Origin of the sequence: Mycetocola sp. CAN_C7 (genome assembly GCF_015752285.1) — a bacterium.
GTDB lineage: Bacteria > Actinomycetota > Actinomycetes > Actinomycetales > Microbacteriaceae > Mycetocola_A.
The window spans coordinates 434735-452888 of record NZ_JADOUY010000002.1 but is presented as its reverse complement, the minus strand read 5'-3'; the positions used below and the strand labels follow the sequence as shown (position 1 = coordinate 452888).

At 63.6% G+C, this 18154-nt stretch carries 19 protein-coding genes and 1 tRNA gene; 5 read left to right on the top strand and 15 right to left on the bottom strand.

Features of this window, described 5'->3' with window-relative positions; genetic code table 11:
- Positions 1–96: 96 nt before the first annotated feature.
- From IWX78_RS05815 to IWX78_RS05795, 5 genes are all read right to left on the bottom strand, one after another.
- The gene (locus IWX78_RS05815) at positions 97–2199 is read right to left on the bottom strand and encodes an AAA family ATPase (RefSeq protein WP_196832550.1); all 2103 of its coding nucleotides are present in this window, start codon (positions 2197–2199) and stop codon (positions 97–99) included.
- 14 nt (positions 2200–2213) lie between these two features.
- Positions 2214–2423, bottom strand: coding sequence for a helix-turn-helix domain-containing protein (locus IWX78_RS05810; RefSeq protein ID WP_196832549.1), 210 nt, complete (start codon positions 2421–2423; stop codon positions 2214–2216).
- A 335-nt stretch (positions 2424–2758) separates the two neighbouring features.
- Positions 2759–3259 carry a hypothetical protein gene (locus IWX78_RS05805; RefSeq protein ID WP_196832548.1) on the bottom strand — a complete coding sequence of 167 codons (501 nt, stop codon included), beginning with the start codon at positions 3257–3259 and terminating at the stop codon, positions 2759–2761.
- A 64-nt stretch (positions 3260–3323) separates the two neighbouring features.
- Entirely contained in the window at positions 3324–3776 is a 453-nt protein-coding gene (locus IWX78_RS05800; protein ID WP_196832547.1) for a hypothetical protein, read from the bottom strand.
- A gap of 15 nt (positions 3777–3791) precedes the next feature.
- The gene (locus IWX78_RS05795) at positions 3792–4025 is read right to left on the bottom strand and encodes a hypothetical protein (protein WP_196832546.1); all 234 of its coding nucleotides are present in this window, start codon (positions 4023–4025) and stop codon (positions 3792–3794) included.
- An 864-nt stretch (positions 4026–4889) separates the two neighbouring features.
- Here IWX78_RS05795 and IWX78_RS05790 point away from each other — a divergent pair.
- A tRNA-Leu gene (locus IWX78_RS05790) sits at positions 4890–4966 on the top strand.
- Between the two features lie 119 nt (positions 4967–5085).
- Here IWX78_RS05790 and IWX78_RS05785 read toward each other — a convergent pair.
- Entirely contained in the window at positions 5086–5412 is a 327-nt protein-coding gene (locus IWX78_RS05785) for a hypothetical protein (protein WP_196832545.1), read from the bottom strand.
- Positions 5413–5591: 179 nt separating this feature from the next.
- On the opposite strand from IWX78_RS05785, the gene IWX78_RS05780 reads away from it, so the two are divergent.
- Entirely contained in the window at positions 5592–6485 is an 894-nt protein-coding gene (locus tag IWX78_RS05780) for a DUF808 domain-containing protein (protein WP_196832743.1), read from the top strand.
- Between the two features lie 14 nt (positions 6486–6499).
- On the opposite strand, the gene IWX78_RS05775 is transcribed toward IWX78_RS05780, so the two are convergent.
- Positions 6500–7531: a LacI family DNA-binding transcriptional regulator gene (locus IWX78_RS05775; protein ID WP_196832544.1), complete on the bottom strand. Its 1032-nt coding sequence runs from the start codon at positions 7529–7531 to the stop codon at positions 6500–6502.
- Positions 7532–7744: 213 nt separating this feature from the next.
- On the opposite strand from IWX78_RS05775, the gene IWX78_RS05770 reads away from it, so the two are divergent.
- Positions 7745–8443, top strand: a complete 699-nt coding sequence (locus IWX78_RS05770; protein WP_196832543.1) for a ThuA domain-containing protein — start codon at positions 7745–7747, stop codon at positions 8441–8443.
- A complete protein-coding gene (locus tag IWX78_RS05765; RefSeq protein WP_196832542.1) occupies positions 8428–9534 on the top strand; it encodes a Gfo/Idh/MocA family protein in 1107 nt (368 codons plus the stop codon). Before IWX78_RS05770 ends, IWX78_RS05765 begins: the two co-directional genes overlap by 16 nt.
- A 3-nt stretch (positions 9535–9537) precedes the next feature.
- Here the strand turns inward: IWX78_RS05765 and IWX78_RS05760 are convergent, their stop codons facing one another.
- The 5 genes from IWX78_RS05760 to IWX78_RS05740 all read right to left on the bottom strand — a co-directional run bounded on the left by IWX78_RS05760 (position 9538) and on the right by IWX78_RS05740 (position 14524).
- The gene (locus IWX78_RS05760; protein ID WP_196832541.1) at positions 9538–10098 is read right to left on the bottom strand and encodes a GIY-YIG nuclease family protein; all 561 of its coding nucleotides are present in this window, start codon (positions 10096–10098) and stop codon (positions 9538–9540) included.
- 42 nt (positions 10099–10140) lie between these two features.
- Positions 10141–10326 (bottom strand): hypothetical protein, encoded by a 186-nt coding sequence (locus IWX78_RS05755; protein WP_196832540.1) that lies wholly within the window; start codon positions 10324–10326, stop codon positions 10141–10143.
- A 127-nt stretch (positions 10327–10453) separates the two neighbouring features.
- The gene (locus tag IWX78_RS05750; protein WP_196832539.1) at positions 10454–11305 is read right to left on the bottom strand and encodes a DNA/RNA non-specific endonuclease; all 852 of its coding nucleotides are present in this window, start codon (positions 11303–11305) and stop codon (positions 10454–10456) included.
- Positions 11306–11372: 67 nt separating this feature from the next.
- Positions 11373–13868, bottom strand: coding sequence for an ATP-dependent DNA ligase (locus tag IWX78_RS05745; protein WP_196832538.1), 2496 nt, complete (start codon positions 13866–13868; stop codon positions 11373–11375).
- Between the two features lie 86 nt (positions 13869–13954).
- On the bottom strand, positions 13955–14524 hold the full coding sequence (locus tag IWX78_RS05740) for a PadR family transcriptional regulator (protein WP_196832537.1): 570 nt from the start codon (positions 14522–14524) through the stop codon (positions 13955–13957).
- Between the two features lie 244 nt (positions 14525–14768).
- Here IWX78_RS05740 and IWX78_RS05735 point away from each other — a divergent pair, with 244 nt between their 5' ends.
- Positions 14769–15272 (top strand): DUF3145 domain-containing protein, encoded by a 504-nt coding sequence (locus tag IWX78_RS05735; protein ID WP_196832536.1) that lies wholly within the window; start codon positions 14769–14771, stop codon positions 15270–15272.
- Positions 15273–15420: 148 nt separating this feature from the next.
- Here IWX78_RS05735 and IWX78_RS05730 read toward each other — a convergent pair whose 3' ends face one another.
- The 3 genes from IWX78_RS05730 to IWX78_RS05720 all read right to left on the bottom strand — a co-directional run bounded on the left by IWX78_RS05730 (position 15421) and on the right by IWX78_RS05720 (position 18111).
- Positions 15421–16656, bottom strand: a complete 1236-nt coding sequence (locus IWX78_RS05730) for a beta-ketoacyl-[acyl-carrier-protein] synthase family protein (RefSeq protein ID WP_196832535.1) — start codon at positions 16654–16656, stop codon at positions 15421–15423.
- A gap of 116 nt (positions 16657–16772) precedes the next feature.
- Entirely contained in the window at positions 16773–17021 is a 249-nt protein-coding gene (locus IWX78_RS05725) for an acyl carrier protein (RefSeq protein ID WP_090711896.1), read from the bottom strand.
- 85 nt (positions 17022–17106) lie between these two features.
- Entirely contained in the window at positions 17107–18111 is a 1005-nt protein-coding gene (locus tag IWX78_RS05720) for a beta-ketoacyl-ACP synthase III (RefSeq protein WP_196832534.1), read from the bottom strand.
- Positions 18112–18154: the final 43 nt, after the last annotated feature.

Sequence of the window (18154 nt, the reverse complement as noted above, 5' to 3'; positions counted from 1 at the left end):
CATTCAGCCGGCAACCCGACTCCAAGTCGACCCCGCTCCGAGTCGGGTTGCGGAGGGCCAATTTCAAGTCGACCCGGCCCGGAGTCGGATTGCCGGTCATTTTGCGCTCCCGCCCGACACAGAAAGCGCCTCCCGGACCACGTCAGACCTGCGCCAGCGGTCGCGGTTTTTGCCCTCGTTGCCGGGTGCCTTCTCACTCACGATCCGGTTGTCCTTTACGAGTGCCTCCCATGCCGCGTTGAACGTTGCGACGCCGACCTGGGCCTGAGCCTTGACGGCTTCGCGGACTTCGGTCTTGGTGTAGACCAACGGTTCCGGTTCGATCAGATTGAGGATGGTCGAAGCGGTGACGTCGGACTTGTACGTGGAAGTCGAAGCCTTGGCACCCCATTCCGTTGCACGCACCGACACAGACAGGTCGCCGACGTGTTCGCCGGAGTCTTCGTCCATGTGACCGATGTTCCAATCCACGACGAACTGCCTCCCGCCCCACTGCCGTGAGCCGAACTGCATGCCAACCGAGAACTGCCCTTCGTCAACGCGGGGAGGGGTGTCGTGGTTTTGGAGAATCCAGCTGTCTGCCCACTGTGCAACGCCGGACTGTGCGATTGAGTCGAGGTCGAGGTCCTTACCACCGGTTTTGCGGAAGTGGTCAGCGAGGACGAACGCACAGCCGGGAGGGATCATCCGCTGCACCTCTGCGAGCATTGCGCCCCGGTCGTAGAGATTCTGAGCCTCTATCCCGGCAGGATGGAAAGCGTAGAACGGGTCCACGATCACCAGCCCCGGCATCTCCTCCTCGATGTGTCGCTTGAACGACGACAGGAACTCTTCGCCGGTGATGTCGCCAGCGTCGTAGACCATGCGCAACGGGAGCGTTGCAAGGTCGAGTTCCATGAACTCTGCGATGGTCTGGAGCCGACGCCGCGTTGGTCCGTCGCCACCTTCTCCGAGGTACATCAACACCGGGCGGGGTTCCGGGACAGGGAACTGTCCGAGGAATGGCTCTCCGCTCGCTACGGCCAACGCCAACGACAAACCGGTGTACGTCTTGAGCGTCTTCTTCTCGCCAGCGAGCGTCCCATAGGAGCCTTCCGGCCACACGCCCTTGACGAGCCACTTCATCGGAGGCACCGGTTCGGCAAGATCCGCAGCGGAGACCGCCTCGAACCGCAGACGTTGTCCCGACCGAAGGCGGTCCATTTCCTTGACGATCGCTTCCGCGGTACCGGCGTACTGCATGAAGCAGTCGGTGATGTCTTCCTTGTCACCCGTCACACCCAACTCACGGATGTCCAGCACGCGTGCCTTGGCCCCAGCGAGGTTGAGCTTGTCGACAATCTTTTGAGCGCCCTTGGCACCGGCGTCGTCGTTGTCGTAGGCCACGAACACTTCGCGATTCTGCAACGGCGAGAGATCGCGCGGTGCATTGCCAGCACCACCGGTGCCGCTAATGGCGACATACAGACCGTTGCTCTCCTGATTCGCGAGGGGCGCATCGAACTCTCCCTCGCACAGGAGGACCGGAGACCTGTCCTCCTTCAAAACCTCCAGAAGGTAGAACGTTATTCGGCCGTGTCCCGTCAGATTCAGGACCTTGTTCTGCTTGGCGTGCGGCTTGTAGCGGCGGACGTTGATCCACTCGCCATAGCTGGGACGGACCGGGATGGTGATCCGCTCGCCATAGCTGGGACGGACCGGGATGGTGATCCGCTCGCCGTCTGTGCCTATGGAGAACCGCTCCAACGTCTCCGTCGTGAGACCGCGCTCGTTGGTCAAGAACTCCAGGAACTTGGGAAACTTCCCGGCCATGAGCATGGCGTGCCACTCATGCGGCTGATCCTGATCTTCCAGCGGCACCTGCTCAACAGGCTTCGCCCGAGGGAGCTTCTTCATGACGGGCTTCTTGCGTCCGCGATGCAGGAGCTTCTGAGTTCCGCCGCCGAAGTACTCGGCAGGGATGTCCAGACCGCGCAGCGCAGGCGAAACGTCCTCCGCGAAGTCGCACTCGCCCATGCACTGGACGACGACGGGTTGTGCGTCGCCCTCCGAGATCTGGAAGGACGGGCGCGAATCGTTGTGGTCCGGCACCGGGCAACGGGCTGTCCATTGCGTCGGACCGGTCTGGGATGCATCATCGAGCACATCGAGGATGGCTTGTATCTCTGGCGTTGGCTCGGGCCAACTGTCCGTGTTCATTGGGTGAACCCGGCTTACTTCGTCGGTTCGACAGTTGAGTCGGCTATGAACTGCTCAAGCTGTTCCTGACTAAACAGCGTGCGCAGTCCGAGCTTCGTGTAGCCGATTTTGTGGTCTGCAACGAGACGCTGCATCGCGCGTCGCGAGATGCCGAGATACTCACTACCACTGTCGTAATCGAACCAGTTTCGCGTTGGGGTGGTCGTGGTCTCTGTGGTCGCCATGATGGCCTCTCTGACAGAGACCGTTAAATGCACAAAGGCGCACGATGAGGGGGTCTCTGTCCAATAAGAACTGGACAAGATGACCACGTCGCCGTACGCCTGGATTGCTAAGAATCGGCTGTAGGCCAGTCCAACTGCTGGTGATGCGGGTTCGCTACAGACCCGGTTCCGGCTTACTCATTGTCCGGAGGCCCACAACGCTTCTCACACCACGGGTGCGACCACAGTTGAATGGTGGTTTGTTGCTTCGTCGCTTCAGTTATGTATGGAGTTCACATCAGTTGCGTATCACCGGCTTGGCCGGGCGTTTCAAGTTTACCGTAATAGTCCGCTTGCTACGGCGTGCTGCCGAGTTGTGCCGCCGCGAGCTCTGCAAGACGCTTGTGCAGTCTTATCCGGCGGTAGTGATTCGGACCATCGGCGGACGGTTCCGCATCAATCCAGACCTCCACACCGTGCTCGTTGCTGGTCAGGTCGATAGCGCGGAGGAGGTCGAGACCGCGCCACGGCTCCCGCGCTGAGTGTGCGTAGGGCCAGTAGAACTCCTGGAGATCCTTCGCGAGTCTCCAGCCGCTCTTGTAGTTGAGCACGCCGCGCTCCTGCCAGATGGCGAGGCGCAACGCGGCTTCGTGCGGCATGCCGGAGCGCGTTGGCTCGGTCAGCCACAACGGACGGGGTCGTACCCGCACGGTGGCAAGCTCGACCTGACCGAGGTAACGCATCGGAGTGGTGTCCGGCGTTTCCATCGAGACTGTGGATTTCTCCATGTTGAGGACGCGTGCCCAGTAGTCGTAGAGCGGCGCAATCGGGTTCGGGGCTAAAGTTAGGGCGTTCATTGGGTTGCCTTTCGGGGTAAGACAGCGGTCTGGGTGGTGTTGACCTAGGCCGCTGTTCCATTGGTCACTGAAGTCGGATGGACGGGCGGAGCGTCGGGTACTTCGACACCAAGGACACATAGCTGCCGTAGGGGTCTTCCACCCGTTGGGCGTGCCAGGCGGCTTCACGGTCGAGCCGTTCGAGAGTCTTGGCCACACGCTCGGCCTGACCTCGCAGTTGCTCGTAGCGTCCGGCAATCGCGTCAACATCCGGGTTGCTGGTGTCGAGGGCATAGACAACGTCCTCCAGGATTGCGTCTGTGAACTCGGACGCGGCGGTCAGGTCGACGGCGCTGTTGGTAATGAATTCCGTCGCATTGGCGAGGATGCCATTCTCAAGAACGCGGACCTTCTCGAAGATCTCCTCGTCGATTCGCTTGATGTTCGCACGCTCCGTTTCGGTGTTGGGATAGGCAAGCGTCCTTGCGGCTGCTCGCATGTCGTCGATGGTCATACCTACGTTGCTCTGGTTGCTCATGGGTCGAGTTCCGTTCTACTTTTTGAGGTTGTCGGCGCGGTTCTTCCGCGCCATTGCTGCGAGTCGAGCTTTTGTCTGATCGCGCTGGTCTCGGTCGGCGAGCACGGCTGCGAATGCGTCTTCCGCCTTGGCGAGTTCCCGGCGCAGTGCGTCACCCGCGATGCGATAGCGCTTGCGCTGGCTCTCCAGCTGGAGCGCCGTGCCGTGTCCGCGCTTCGGGAACTCGGGGAGTTGAATCTGTGTTGCCATGGTCATTTCCTTCTCTGTGTTCTAGCGAGCGAGGTTCGCCCAGCTGTACGGGTTGGTTTCAGGGACTCTGCGACCTCGGGATAAACGAGACCCAACGTGCTGAGCATGTCCAGCAAGGCCTGTCGGACGAACGTTGCCTTTGCAACGCCGCTCAACTCGACAAGCTGGTCTAGCGCCCGGTCGACGTTGGACGAGACAGTGAGGTCAAGTCGTACATCGTTGCCCTGTGGTTGGGGTCCTCGTAGTCCCACGGTGTCCTGCTTCCTGTTGCTGATCGACCCCGGCAAGAAACATATACCGGGTAGATATTTGCCATCTGAATGAAATTTTACCGGGAAAGTTATCGCCGCCGCTTGAACGGTGCTCGAAAACAATTGGCATTAGGAATGCACTCCTGATCTGCACTTCTGTAACCGTGGCTGTCGAGCGCCGAGAGGGTGGGGGAGCGTAGCGTTGAAGGCAACCCCAAACCCAGGAGGACGCTATGTACACCCGAGACGATCTGCATAACCCGAGCAACCGCGACTACGGAGACCACAGCGAGTTCGGTGGTGGTCCGGGACGCAATCTGATCAAGCCGGACTACAGGCCGCGTGATCTGAGTGTGCAGGAGGCGGCTCAGGATCGAAGGCTGAGGAGACACTCATGTGTGCGTACTTCCTATCGCCTGAGGACATTGCGACAGTCGATACGGTTCGCCTTTCAAACTGACGGGGTCCCGGCAAAACCCGTCGAAAACCCGTCCAACCGCGCTGCTCCGGGGCAATCCGCCGCGCTCCATGCCGCTCCGAGTCGGGCTGTCGGGTCTCTGCAACTTCCGCGTAATACCGGGCCAAACCGGGTCATCGCGGAGCGCTCCGGAGTGAGGCGGTGCGCGGCGGAAAAGCTGGGGATACGGACTCATAATCCGTCGGTCACGGGTTCAAGTCCCGTCCGCCCTACTGTGTAAACACTGGGATCGCGACCTGATCTCCCGAGCCGGCGCGTCGGTCCCCGGGGCGGCGACGGCAGACGGAGGCCGATCGTGTGTCACCGTTTGCAGTGGTCATCGCGTACCCGCTCAGACCGGTCGACGGCGCACCGGATACCGCAGGTGAAGGACCCGGTTGCCCTGAACCACCGCGTCGGCATCCCCCAACAGGTGCTGTGCATGAACCGACCCGAAGTAGCGCTTGTCGAAGACGTGGCGGCCGACGGTTGTCACGCCGATCTGGTCCCAGTACGGGCGGGTGTAGTCGAAGGTGCTCTGCGAGACTTTGAGCTCGCCGCTCCCGTCCAATGGGACGTCACCGCTGGACAACCAGTCGAACAGAGGTCCGGGCTGGTCGTTCTCGTCCGCGACGAAGCCGTCCACAGACACCGAGCTGTACATGACCACCTTGCCCACGGGACTCTCCTTTGCTTGGGGTGCCCCATCGTGCCGAGTCGGAGAGCCGCGACCCGGAGTGACCATCCGCCCTACCATGTCCGTTCGCCGATCGCCCGCAGAACCAGACGTCCGCCGCCATCCGCTAGTTTTGTATGGGCACCGACACGACGTCGGCAGCCATGACCAAGGAGAAGCACATGTCTGTCGGCCTGCTCGCTGTCGTCGATGACATCCTCACCGCTGCGCTGAAAGCGAGCGCAAAGACCGCTGGCGTCGTCATCGATGACGCTGCCGTCACTCCGCAGTACGTCCAGGGGCTGACACCGGCCCGTGAGCTGCCCGTGGTATGGAGGATTGCCCTTGGCAGCCTCTTCAACAAGTTCATCATCATCATCCCTGTCGCGCTGTTGCTCTCGGCATTCGCACCGTGGGTGCTACCGTTCCTGCTCATCATCGGAGGCTCCTACCTGTGCTTCGAAGGCGCGGAAAAGGTCACCGAGTGGTTCGGCGTCCATCACGCTGCCGATGAGACAGAAGCACGCGACGAGAAGAAACTCGTGTCTGGCGCTATCCGGACCGACCTCATTCTGAGCACGGAGATCATGCTCATCGCGCTGGCCAGCCTCGATCCTGATTTCGGGATCTGGATGACGTTGGGCGCGCTGGCCGTCATCGGCCTGGCCATGACCGCTGTCGTTTACGGTGCCGTCGCGCTTCTGGTGAAGATCGATGACATCGGTTTGCGCCTGATGAAGAGCGCATCGAAGCAGGTACGACGTACGGGTGCGCGCATCGTGAAGTCGATGCCAGCAGTGTTCCGCGGAATCAGTATTCTGGGCACCGTGGCGATGCTCTGGGTGGGTGGACATCTCGTGATCGTCAACCTTGACGAGACGTTCTGGCACGTGCCTTACGATCTGCTGCACGTGGTGACCCACGCGGTCGAGGCGGCTGGACCCGTCATCGTCTGGCTGGTCGACACCGCGCTGTCCGCAATCTTCGGTCTCGTTCTCGGGCTTCTCATCGCCGGAGTCGTGTTGTTCGTGTCACGCTTTTCCAAGAAGGGCCAGCCGGTCACCGCAGCTCACTAGCGGAGTAGTGGCTGTCAGCGAAGCAATGGGGCGGTCGAATCCCTGACGATGAGTTCGGTCGCAAGCTCGGTGCGGGCTGAGTCGAGCCTTTCGCCACGCGAGAGCGCAAGGACGGCGCGGAGCGCGGCACGCCCCATCTCCTGCAACGGTTGAGCGACCGAGGTCAGCCGGGGGAGCGTCTGGTCGGCGAGCGGTGTCCCGTCGAAACCGACCACGCTGAGATCATCGGGAACCCGGAGTCCGCGCTCCCGTGCCACTTCGAGCACGCCGAGGGCGATGGTGTCACTCGCGGCAAAGATCGCCGTCGGCGGGTTCTCGAGGTCCAGGGCCTGTCGGGCGCAGATGGCTCCGGATCGTTGCGAGAACGGACCGTCGAAAACGTACGGCTGGCGTGCAGGGATTCCCCGACCAGCCAGTGCGGCCAGGTAGCCGTGAAGTCGTGCGACGCTGCACTCCGCAGCCGCAGGGCCCCCGATGAACGCGATGCGGTCATGCCCGAGCCCGAGCAGGTGCTCCGTCGCTGATTTTCCGCCCGCCCAGTTGGTGGCACCGACGCTCGCGTAGCCACCTGGAGGCGGATTGAGCGGGTCGATCACCAGCACGGCAATGTCTCGCTGCTGAAAGGCGCGCAGCTGACCTGCGGTCATTTCGGATGTCACGAAGATCACGCCGCTGCGGCCAGAGTCCGTCATGCGCTGCGCCCAGTCGTGATGGTCGACCCTGGCGAGCTTGTTCGGGGTGTGACTGCTCACGACGATGTCGACCCCCACGGTCTCCGCGTGGTCGAGGATGCCCCGCAGTACCTCCATCGAATACGCGCCGTCGTGATCGGCGATCACGAGGTCGACCATTGCCGGGCCGCCCGAGCGCATCCGGCGTTGCATCGGCGAGGTGTATCCCAGTTCGTCGAGTGCAGCCTGCACGCGTAGCCGAGTCGTCGCGGAGACGTCAGCCCGACCGTTGACCACCTTCGAGACGGTGGGTGCGCTCACCCCGGCCAGTGCGGCGACGGTCGTGAGCAATGGTTTGCTCTTCGGGGCTTTCATGGTCGTGGCGCTCTCCTCGGCATCGAAATATTTCGACTCAGCCTCTAGTGTCGTGTACGGGCGACCAAAAAGCCAGCCGCGCGATGGCATTGCCTTGACAGTGTTTGTCGCCTGCAACTACATTCGACCGAGAGGTGCGAACGCGTCGAAAACTTTCGACAGTGGTTCCCCTCTGAGACCGACAACCCGGCTCTGATCAATGGAGAGAAGCGCATGACACACGACCGAATCGCCCTGGTGGTCCGCGGCGGATGGGACGGGCATCAGCCGGTCGAAGCCACCGAGCTCTTCATCCCGTTCCTAGAAGCGAGCGGTTTCAGCGTTCGGGTCGAAGAGGGTCCGGCTGTCTACGCTGACGCCGAGGTGATGGGAACCGTCGATCTCATCGTGCAGTGCAACACGATGAACACGATTGAGAAAGACGAATTTCTCGGCCTGCGCACGGCGATCGAGGCGGGCACGGGAATGGCGGGATGGCACGGCGGCATCGCCGACTCGTATCGCAACAATTCCGACTACCTGCACCTCATCGGCGGACAGTTCGCCTGCCACCCGGGCAAACATCCTGACGAACGTGTGGGAGATGCGACCGACAACTTCATCGACTACCGGGTCGAGATGACGGATGCAGGCGCCGGCCACCCGATCACCGCAGGCATCGACGACTTCGACCTGACCACCGAGCAGTACTGGGTACTCAACGACGACTACATCGACGTGCTCGCGACGACGACGTTGGCCGCGCGCGACTGGGATGCCTGGACGCGTCCGGTCGTCGCCCCGGCCATCTGGACCCGACAGTGGGGTGCAGGCCGCATCTTCGTGGCGACGCCCGGCCATTCCGTCGACGTGCTCCGAAACGAGAACGTCAAGACCATCATCGAGAGGGGCATGCTGTGGGCAAGCCGCTAGTACCACTGAACATCGGAATCGTCGGGTGCGGCAACATCATCGCTGCTTATCTCGAGACCTTCCCGAAGCTCGACGCCGTTCGGCTCGTCGCGGTCGCCGACCTGGATCGGGCCCGCGCTGAAGCCGTTGCGGCTGAGCACCCTGGAGTTCGGGCGCTCAGCGTCGATGAGCTGATGGCGGATGCCGACGTGCAGCTCGTTCTGAATCTCACCATCCCGGCCGCGCACGCCCCGGTTGCGCTGCAAGCCCTTGCTGCAGGCAAGCACGTTTACGGAGAGAAGCCGCTTGCCGCGAACTCCGAGCAGGCGGCGGCGGTCCTTGAGGCGGCGGCCGAAACCGGCCTCACAGTGGGTTGCGCACCCGACACAGTCCTCGGCACGGGCACGCAGACCGCCCGCCGTGCGATCGACGACGGCCTCATCGGAACCCCGATCTCTGCTACGGCGACGATGGTGACACCCGGGCACGAGCGGTGGCACCCTCACCCCGACTTCTACTATGTCCCCGGTGGTGGACCACTCCTCGACATGGGCCCGTACTATGTCTCGGCTCTCGTCACCCTCCTCGGTCCGGTCGCGTCGGTCATCGGAGCGGCAAGTCATACCCGGGCGTCCCGCACGATAGGTTCGGGGCCGCGCGCTGGGGAGTCCATTCCGGTGACGACGGACACCCACGTCACCGGCGTGCTCGTGCACGAGTCAGGAGCGCTGTCGACGCTTGTGATGAGCTTTGACGCCGTCGCAACGCAGTCGGCGAACATCGAGGTTCATGGCGAGACCGGCTCCCTGATCGTTCCTGACCCCAATCACTTCGCCGGAGACGTCAAATTGCGGTCACTCGGCTCCAGCGACTGGGAGACTCTGCCCGTGTCTGCGGGTTACGTCGGTGCAAGCCGCGGAATCGGCCTGCAGGATTTCGCGCTCACCGGTTCGGATGCGGAGCCTCGGGCAGGGGCCCACCTTGCCTTCCATGCGCTCGACGTGATGGAGTCCATCCTGAAGTCGGCTCACACGGGGCAGGCGGTCGAGATCTCAAGCACCTGCGAGCGCCCAGCAGCAGTGCCGCTGACGGAACTCGTCATTCGGGCCTGACGGTCAGCCGCGCAGTGCCGCCTCCTGGCTCAGCCAGAGGGCGTACTGAGCCCACGGATCGCCGACACCTGCACGCAGGCTCTCCGCGTGCGCGAGGAGCTCATCTGACATGGCGAACCATTCGGTCCGGGCGAATCGTGTGCTCGCGAACTGAACGTGCCGCCGTTGTTCGGTCAGGCGATTGCCGCGCTCGAACGCGAGCAACTCGTCATGACGGATGCTCGCGAGCCGCTGGCGTGGGTTCGCCGAGGTTCCGATTTTGATTCGGTCAGCGAACCGGAGGTAGTAGATGACGTCGACCCTGTTGCGAGCGATCTCCCCATCGGGGATGTCACCAACCCGCCACTCGCAGACGGCGCACAGCCAGCCGGAGGGGTAGCGAACGCCGAGTCGGGATCCACAGGCGAGGCACGCGGACGGAAGCAGATCGGTGACGCCCACGCGGCCGCTCACCCACTCGTATGCGCTGAGAAGGTGGCTCTCGCACAGCGGAAGCGGTGACTCTGCGCCGACGGCCCCGCCACAGGCTGCTCCCGAGTCGAGTGTGATCGAGCATCCGGTCATGCTGCAACGGTACGGCCTACGACCGACACCGCTGCCAGCAGGCTATTGGCGATCCTTATTCTCATCGAGAAGCAGGTTCCGTCCGAGTCCCCAGACGCCGCCCATCGAGTCGAGAACCTTCATTCGACCGCACCGCTTGCACCCGACGTATCGGGGAGCATCCGAGGCGTCCTGCATCACGACCCATTTGTGCATGAGAAGTCGGCATCTGAGAGGGAGTTTCTTCATCACAGAGCCTCCTTTCGCGAAGGCGTCGTAGGGGGGCTCACGCGACTGGTTGCGGCGCCGTTCCTCGTCACCGTACTCCGGCCGTACGGAAGTGACAACGGGGTTTCGCGCCGCCGAGGAGGAGCACTCACAATCGGATGTCGTCGACGGTAGCCAGAGCGATCCAGCCGGTCGACGGCGGACGGATTCCCTGCGTACGCTCCAGTCGGTCTGCGGCCACGAGCGGGCCGAGACCTAATCCGGTCATCCTCGCTATGTCGCGCACCGGAACCTGGAACGTCCGAAAAGGACCCAGGGCCGGGGGAGCGCCGACCGTGCTCAGGCGCTGTCGTGCTCCGGGGAGATCGATCTCGTCGAGTTGGGGGCTCTGGTCGAGGAGATAGGCGGTGGAAGCCAATTCAGGCCCATCGGCTCGTTCGACAATCCACGCTGCGACCTTCCAGAACGCCTGCGGAATACCGACGCCGCGATAGACCGGATCGGCGGTGTCAAGCACGGGACCGGTCAGAACGGTGAGTCGCTGATCGGTCGTCGCGGCGTAGTCGAGGAGATAGTCCTCGAGCCCGAGCCAGAGTTCTTTGGACTGGTTGAAGTCGGCAGCCTGCGGCGCCGCGTTGGTGTACGCGAACGTATCGGCGTTAGCCCGGGAAGCCAGTGCGGTTTCTCCCCAGACGGGGTCTCGCCTGCGCACGAGATGACCACGATCAAGGTCGTTGCCGCGGTAGAGGTCTGGTCCGGCCTGCTCATCGGGAGAGACTCGCGAATCGAGATGCCAGTCGTCTCCCCGACCGAGGTCCACGAGCGCCGCGCCGTCGATATTCACAGCGGTGGCCGCCGCGAGCCGTCGCTTCGCGTCGAGAAGCACCGTGAAATGCACGTAACCGAGTTCGACGAGATCGCGCGTGGCGGTCGGCAGGGGAACGGAGACCGCGAGGAATTCGACGTGATAACCGAGTGGGAGCTCTGTGGACGACTGCATCCCATCAGTCAAGCACCCGCAACCGACAGCCAGGCGAACGCGGAAGAAACGGTATCCCGACCACGGGCTACTCGATGCTGACGTCCTCCGGTGATTTATCCGGTCGCCACCCCTTCCAGGATGAATGCCGCAGCGACCCTGCGCTCGTCCACTCCATGAACGTGACCTCCCCGACGAGGAGAGGGTCGATCCAGTGCACGTGCAGTAGCTCGTCACGCGGTGCATCGTGAATCGGGGGTGAGGTTCGCGCCATGGTACGAAAGCGGGTGACCATAGCGCGCCGCTCAGAATCGGAGAACCCGGTGCCGACCCGCCCGGCATAGCGGATGCCGTCGGCATCCGGGATACCGAGCACGAGTGACCCGATGCCGCCGGCAGCGCTTCCCGCGCCAGGCCGCCAGCCGACGACGACGACCTCCTGCGACTTCTGGTGCTTGAGTTTGATCCACGCCCGAGACCGTCGACCTTCTGCGTATCGGCTGTCTCTGACCTTCGCGATCACCCCTTCCAGACCGAGGCTCGTGCTCGAGGCGAGTGCAGCGTCGAGGTCTCCGTCGAATTCCTCCGGCACCTGGATCGCCCCCGTGGGTGTGACGCTCGCGACGAGTGCCGCCCGGCGCACGTCGTAGTCATCGCCGGCGATGTCGTGATTGTCGAGTTCGATCAGGTCGAACAGCATCATCTCGATTGTGGCGGACCGCGCTGCGGACTGCTCCTCGGTCAGTCCGGCGCGCGACTGGAGATATCCGAAGTTGGGCCTCCCCTTGCGGTCGAGCGCGACGATCTCGCCATCGAGAACAGCAGAGCGTGGTGTGACCGCTTCTCGGAGCGGGCGCACCAGCTCCGGGAATGTGGACGTGAGGTCCTTGCCGTTTCGGCTGACCAGCCTCACGTCGGTGCCGTCGAGGTAGGCGATGGCCCGGTAGCCATCCCACTTCATCTCGAACGCCCAGTCTTCATCGGCATCGATGTCGGCCTGCACTCCGTTCGTCGCAAGCATGGGGGAGCGCAACGGACGTGAAATCGGAGCGACATCGTCAGCAGCAGCAGCAGCAGCAGCGAGCGTCCGGGTAGTGACCCCTGATCTCAGTGCTCGACTGCCGCGGCCCGCCGGGTGTTTTGACCCGTCCATGAGATGGATGAGCCAGTTGTTCTCCGCGCCGGGGCGCGATGTATGGATGAGTGCGTATTTCCTGGCGACACCGCCGAGACCACCGTCCGGTGCGCCGGTGAGGGTCGCGATGACCTCCTTCCCTTCGCGCCATTTCTCGAGCTCGAACGTGCCGTGATCCCAGATCGATACGTTTCCCGCGCCGTATTCGCCCGCAGGGATCACACCCTCGAACGTCCCGTACTCGAGCGGGTGGTCTTCGGTCTGAACCGCGAGGTGATTGCTTGCGCCGTCCAGCGGTGGGCCTTTCGGCACGGCCCACGAAACGAGCACACCCTCGTACTCGAGCCGGAAGTCGTAGTGCAGGCGCCGGGCGTGGTGTTCCTGGATGACGAACGAATTTCCGCTGGTGACCTGCGCCGCGGCATCCGGTACCGGCTCGGGCGTCCTGCTGCCGTCGCGCATGCTCCGGTACTTCGCCAGTCTGTCGAGTGATTCGGGAGTGGCATCGAACGTCGCCTGGTGGGCGGGAGTCGGTCCGAGCCCGGCGTCGCGGGATGCGAGGAGGGGCGCGAGCAGATCTCCTCGCTTGTCGACCCGCTCGAGAACCTCCTCGAAGTCGAGTTGTGCCAGTGACGGCGACGACAGTTCCCGCCAGGTCCGGGGAGCGGCCACCATCGGATGGAGCCTGCCACGCAACGAGTACGGTGCAATCGTCGTCTTGGCCTGATTGTTCTGGCTCCAATCGACGAGAACCTTGCCGGTGCGCAGCGTCTTCTTCATGTCGCTGACGACCAGTTCCCGATGATCGGCTTCCAATGCGCGGGCGAGTTCGTGGGCAACGGTCGAGACCTGGTCAGAGGTCCATCGCCCGTCGAGGGGAGCGTAGAGGTGGATACCTTTGCTGCCGCTCGTCACCGGGTACGGCTCGAGTCCCATGTCGACGAGGATCTCCCGCGCCCAGCGTGCGACCTCGGCGCACTCGACCAGGCCGACGCCGTCTCCTGGGTCGAGGTCGAGCACGAGACGGTCGGGGTTGCGCCGTCCTCCTGTGCGTTCGAACTGCCACTGAGGCACGTGGATCTCGAGCACCGACATCTGTGCGAGCCAGGTGAGCGTCGCCCGGTCGTTGACGAGTGGATACTCGTTGGGCCCTGCACTGTGCTCGATCGACCGGCGCGACACCCATCCCGGCGTCGATTCATCGAGGTTCTTCTGGTAGAACACTTCACCAGGCCGTTCAGTGGTTCCCACTCCGTGCACCCATCGCTTGCGTGTCGCCGGCCTGTTGGCCGTGTACGGCACCAGCACATCGGCGATCTCGGCGTAGTACCGCAACACGTCGGCCTTTGTCGTTCCGGTCTCCGGGTACATCACCTTGTCGAGATTGGTGACGGTGATCCGGCGGCCGTCGACGATCACGGCCTGGCGGTCTCCTCCGCGCGCGACCATGACTCAGGCAGCCTTTCCGCCTGGCGGGACCGCTACGGTGAAGTGGTAAGTCATGCCGGGCAGCGTATCGCCGCCGGGGGACTCACTCAAGGGTGTGCCTCTGGTGTGTGCTGTGGTCTACGGCCACGCAACGGACGGATGCCTCGGAGCGGCAAGGCAGGATCGGAGCGACCGAAAGCGACGCGCGCGTCATCGAGCCAGGCCAGGGCGGCCTGTGCCCAGTGCAGCATTGCCGACTCCGCGAGGAGATGTGCCGGCCGGACAGCATCCGGCTTCGGCGCCGCCAGTGCCGCCCGCCAGGCCACGTCATGCCGGTCGAGTAGCTCTTCCCAGTCCCGACCGGGCAGGCTCGAGCCGATCAGGACCTGGTCCATCAGGTCGGACCACGACCGGGGATCAGGAGCCGCGGGGAGCGAAAGCCACCGCGCGACGGCCTCCAAGCCCTCTGGCGTGATCGTGTAGAGGGGAAGGTTGTCGTCCGTCAACGTGCCGGTGTCGACCAGCCCGTCGCGTACGAGGCGGTCGAGGGTGCTGTACACCTGACCGACGTTGAGATCGGTACGGTGCGGGGCACGGGCGAGAAGTTCGTCGCGCACAGCGAGACCATAGCCGGGGCCGAGAGAAAGAACTGCCAGGATTCCGTCGCGTATAGCCATGACTCACCTTGCCTTTCACCCGGCGAGAGGCCAGGAGCACCTCAAAACTCTACCGGGTATAGCTCAGGTTTGTGGCGTTCGGGGCAACGAGGAGTGCCTCACTGAATGACATCGTTGTGATTTCGCGGTCGGGTAAGGCATAATGACTGCAACGGCCTCGAGCCGACAATTTCATAGGATGCTGCACCACTCAGGCATTTCCACGGTCGTTGGGGAAGACGTACCACAGGAAATGGAGGAGATCATGGTGGCATCTGTCGCACGAGGGGTGATTTTAGTTCACTCCTCTCCGCGCGCGCTCTGCCCGCATGTCGAATGGGCAGCTGGGCGCGCTCTAGGTCGCGCCGTGAATTTCTCCTGGGAGGATCAGCCGGTTCTCACAGGAGCCCAGCGCACCGAGTTCTACTGGGAGGGTTACCAGGGAATGGGCGCCGCTCTCGCCTCATCGCTGCGCGGGTGGGAACACCTTCGGTTCGAAGTGACCGAGGATCCCACTCCAGGGTCGGACGGCGGCCGCTGGTTGCACACTCCTGACCTCGGTATCTTCTTCGCCCAGACCGATACCGCCGGCAACGTCGTGATCCCTGAGGATCGCGTGCGCTACGCCATGGAGGTCGCCGGGTCGAACGCCGCCGAACTGCAGCGCGAACTGCGCGTCGCACTCGGCCAGGCCTGGGACGATGAGCTCGAACCGTTCAGGCACGCCTCCGACGACTCCTCGGTCGTCTGGCTCCATAAAGTCGGCTGATCACGAGAACAAGCTACAGATGAGTGCCAGTGGCCTCAGATGTTCCGGTTGGTGATTTCCTGGCCGGTTCGTCGTTGAAACGGCGCGATCCTGTTTACAGAAGAACCCCCGGCGAATGTCTTCGCCGGGGGTTCTGTGCTGTGACGGTTCAGACGCTCCTGAATGCGACGACCGCGTTGTGGCCGCCGAACCCGAAGGAATTACTGATCGCGAGCAGGTCGCCCGAACCGAGGTTTCTGGGTGAGGTGACGACGTCGAGCGGAATAGCGGGGTCCTGATCCGAGAGGTTGATCGTCGGCGGTGCTGTGCGCTCATGCAGAGCGAGAATCGTGAAGATCGCTTCGAGAGCGCCGGTGCCGCCGAGCAGGTGGCCAGTTGCCGCCTTCGTCGCCGAAACGGCGATGTTGGGCAGGTGGTCACCGAAGACCCTCAGCAGAGCGTTGTACTCGGCGATGTCTCCGACCGGCGTGCTTGTGGCGTGCGCGTTGACGTGCACAACGTCGCTGAGACGTGCTCCCGAGCTTTCGACGGCAGCGAGCATGGCTCGCGCAGCGGCCGATCCCTCGGGGTCAGGGGCCGTGATGTGGTACGAGTCGCTGGTCACCGAACCACCGGCGAGTTCGGCGTAGATCCGGGCCCCGCGGGCGAGGGCGTGCTCTTCGGTCTCGAGGACGATCGACGCGGCACCTTCACCGAGCACGAATCCGTCGCGGGAGACGTCGTAGGGGCGGGATGCCGTCTCGGGGGAATCATTCCGGCGGGACAGCGCCTGCATGGCGGCGAACGCGGCGATCGGAAGCGGGTGGACGACGGATTCGGTGCCGCCGGCGATCACGACATCCGCCAGACCGGACTGCAGGTGCTCGTAGGCGTTCGCGATCGCCTCGGTGCTCGACGCGCAGGCGGAGACGTCGGTCCGCGAATAAGCGCGAGAAGGGATTGCCATGCTGATCGCGGCAGAGGCGGCGTTGGGCATGAGCATCGGGATGGTCATCGGGAGGACCCGGCGCGGGCCCTTCTCCTTGAGCGTGTCCCAGGCGTCGAGGAGTGTCCACAGTCCACCGATGCCGGTGGAGTAGTCGACACCGACGCGCAGCGGGTCGACGTCGGGGGAACCGGCGTCTGCCCAGGCTTCGCGGGCGGAGACGAGAGCGAACTGACTCGATGGGTCGAGACGCTTCACCTCCTGGCGTTCGAGGATCTCCGACGGACGCACCTTGGCTTCGCCGGCGAAGGTGACGGGAAGGTTGTGTTCGGCTACCCAGTCGTACTCGAGGGTGCGGATGCCGGATTCACCGGCCAGCAGTGCGTTCCAGGATTCCCTGGCCGTTCCGCCGAGGGGCGAGCTGGCGCCGATGCCGGTGACGACGATCTTCTTGGACATGCGTGGAACTCTCCTGGTGCGTGGTCAGCGATACGAAGGGGAAAGGCGGGTCCTCGGCGGGCGGGAGACGGTCCGAATGCTCGGTCCGTCTCCCACACGCCGCTGGGACGGGGTTGTTAGGCCTGCGCCTTGACGATGAAGTCGACGGCATCGCCGACGGTCTTCAGGTTCTTTACCTCTTCGTCGGGGATCTTGACGTCGAACTTCTCTTCGGCGTTGACGACGATGGTCATCATCGAGATCGAGTCGATGTCGAGGTCGTCGGTGAACGACTTGTCGAGTTCGACGGTGTCGGCTGCGATGCCCGTCTCATCGTTGACGAGTTCCGCCAGGCCGGCGAGGACTTCTTCGGTGGACAGTGCCATTGTTTTTCTCCTTGGGTATCGATTGACCGTGAAACAGTCTATTCGGGTGATGGCGCGAGGGACTCGCGCGGGGGAACAGAGAGTTCTAGGGAAGGACGACGACCTGCGCGGCGAACACCAGGCCGGCTCCGAATCCGATCTGCAGGGCGAGACCGCCGCTGAGCTCAGGGTTCTCGGCGAGCAGACGGTGCGCGGCCAGCGGGATGGATGCCGCCGACGTGTTTCCGGTCGTGGCGATGTCACGTGCGATGACGACGCTCTCCGGCAGCTTCAGCTGTTTGGCGAACTCGTCGACGATACGCATGTTCGCCTGGTGGGGAATGAAGGCTGCGAGCTGGTCTGCGGTGACGCCTGCGGCATCCAGCGCCTGCTTGGCGACCTTCGCCATGTCCCAGACGGCCCAGCGGAAGACGGTCTGCCCTTCCTGGCGCAGCGTCGGCCACTCGGCCTCGCCGCGGCGGTACTGCTGGAGGGTGGCATTCATGCCGACCGCTCCCGCCTTCGACCCGTCCGAGCCCCAGACGGTCTGCGAGATCCCGGGGAATTCGCTCGGTCCAACGACCGCTGCCCCTGCCCCGTCGCCCAGGAGGAACGAGATGGACCGGTCGGCGGGGTCGACGACGTCTGAGAGCTTCTCTGCCCCGATGACGAGAACGTAGTGAGCTGCGCCCGACCGGATCAGGGCGTCTGCCTGGGCGATCGCGTATGGGTAGCCGGCGCACGCCGCATTGAGGTCGTATGCGGCTGCCGGGTTCGAACCGACACGGTCGGCGACGACGGCTGCCATCGACGGCGTCTGCTGGATGTTGCTGATGGTCGCGATGATGACCGCATCGATCTGGCTCGGGTCAACGCCGGAGACGGTGATGGCCTCCCTGGCGGCGTCTGTGGCGAGGTCGACCGCGAGGACGTCCTCACTTGCACGGGTACGGGTGATGATGCCCGTGCGCTGGCGGATCCATTCATCCGACGAGTCGATCGGACCGACGAGATCGTCGTTGGGAACAGAGATGTCCCCGCGCGCCGCACCGAGTCCAAGGATTCGGGTGAACGCAGGGCCCTGGGACTGTTTCAGAATGGGTGTGGTCATGCGTCTTCCTCGTCTGATCCGAATTCGGGTAGAAGCTCTGCCG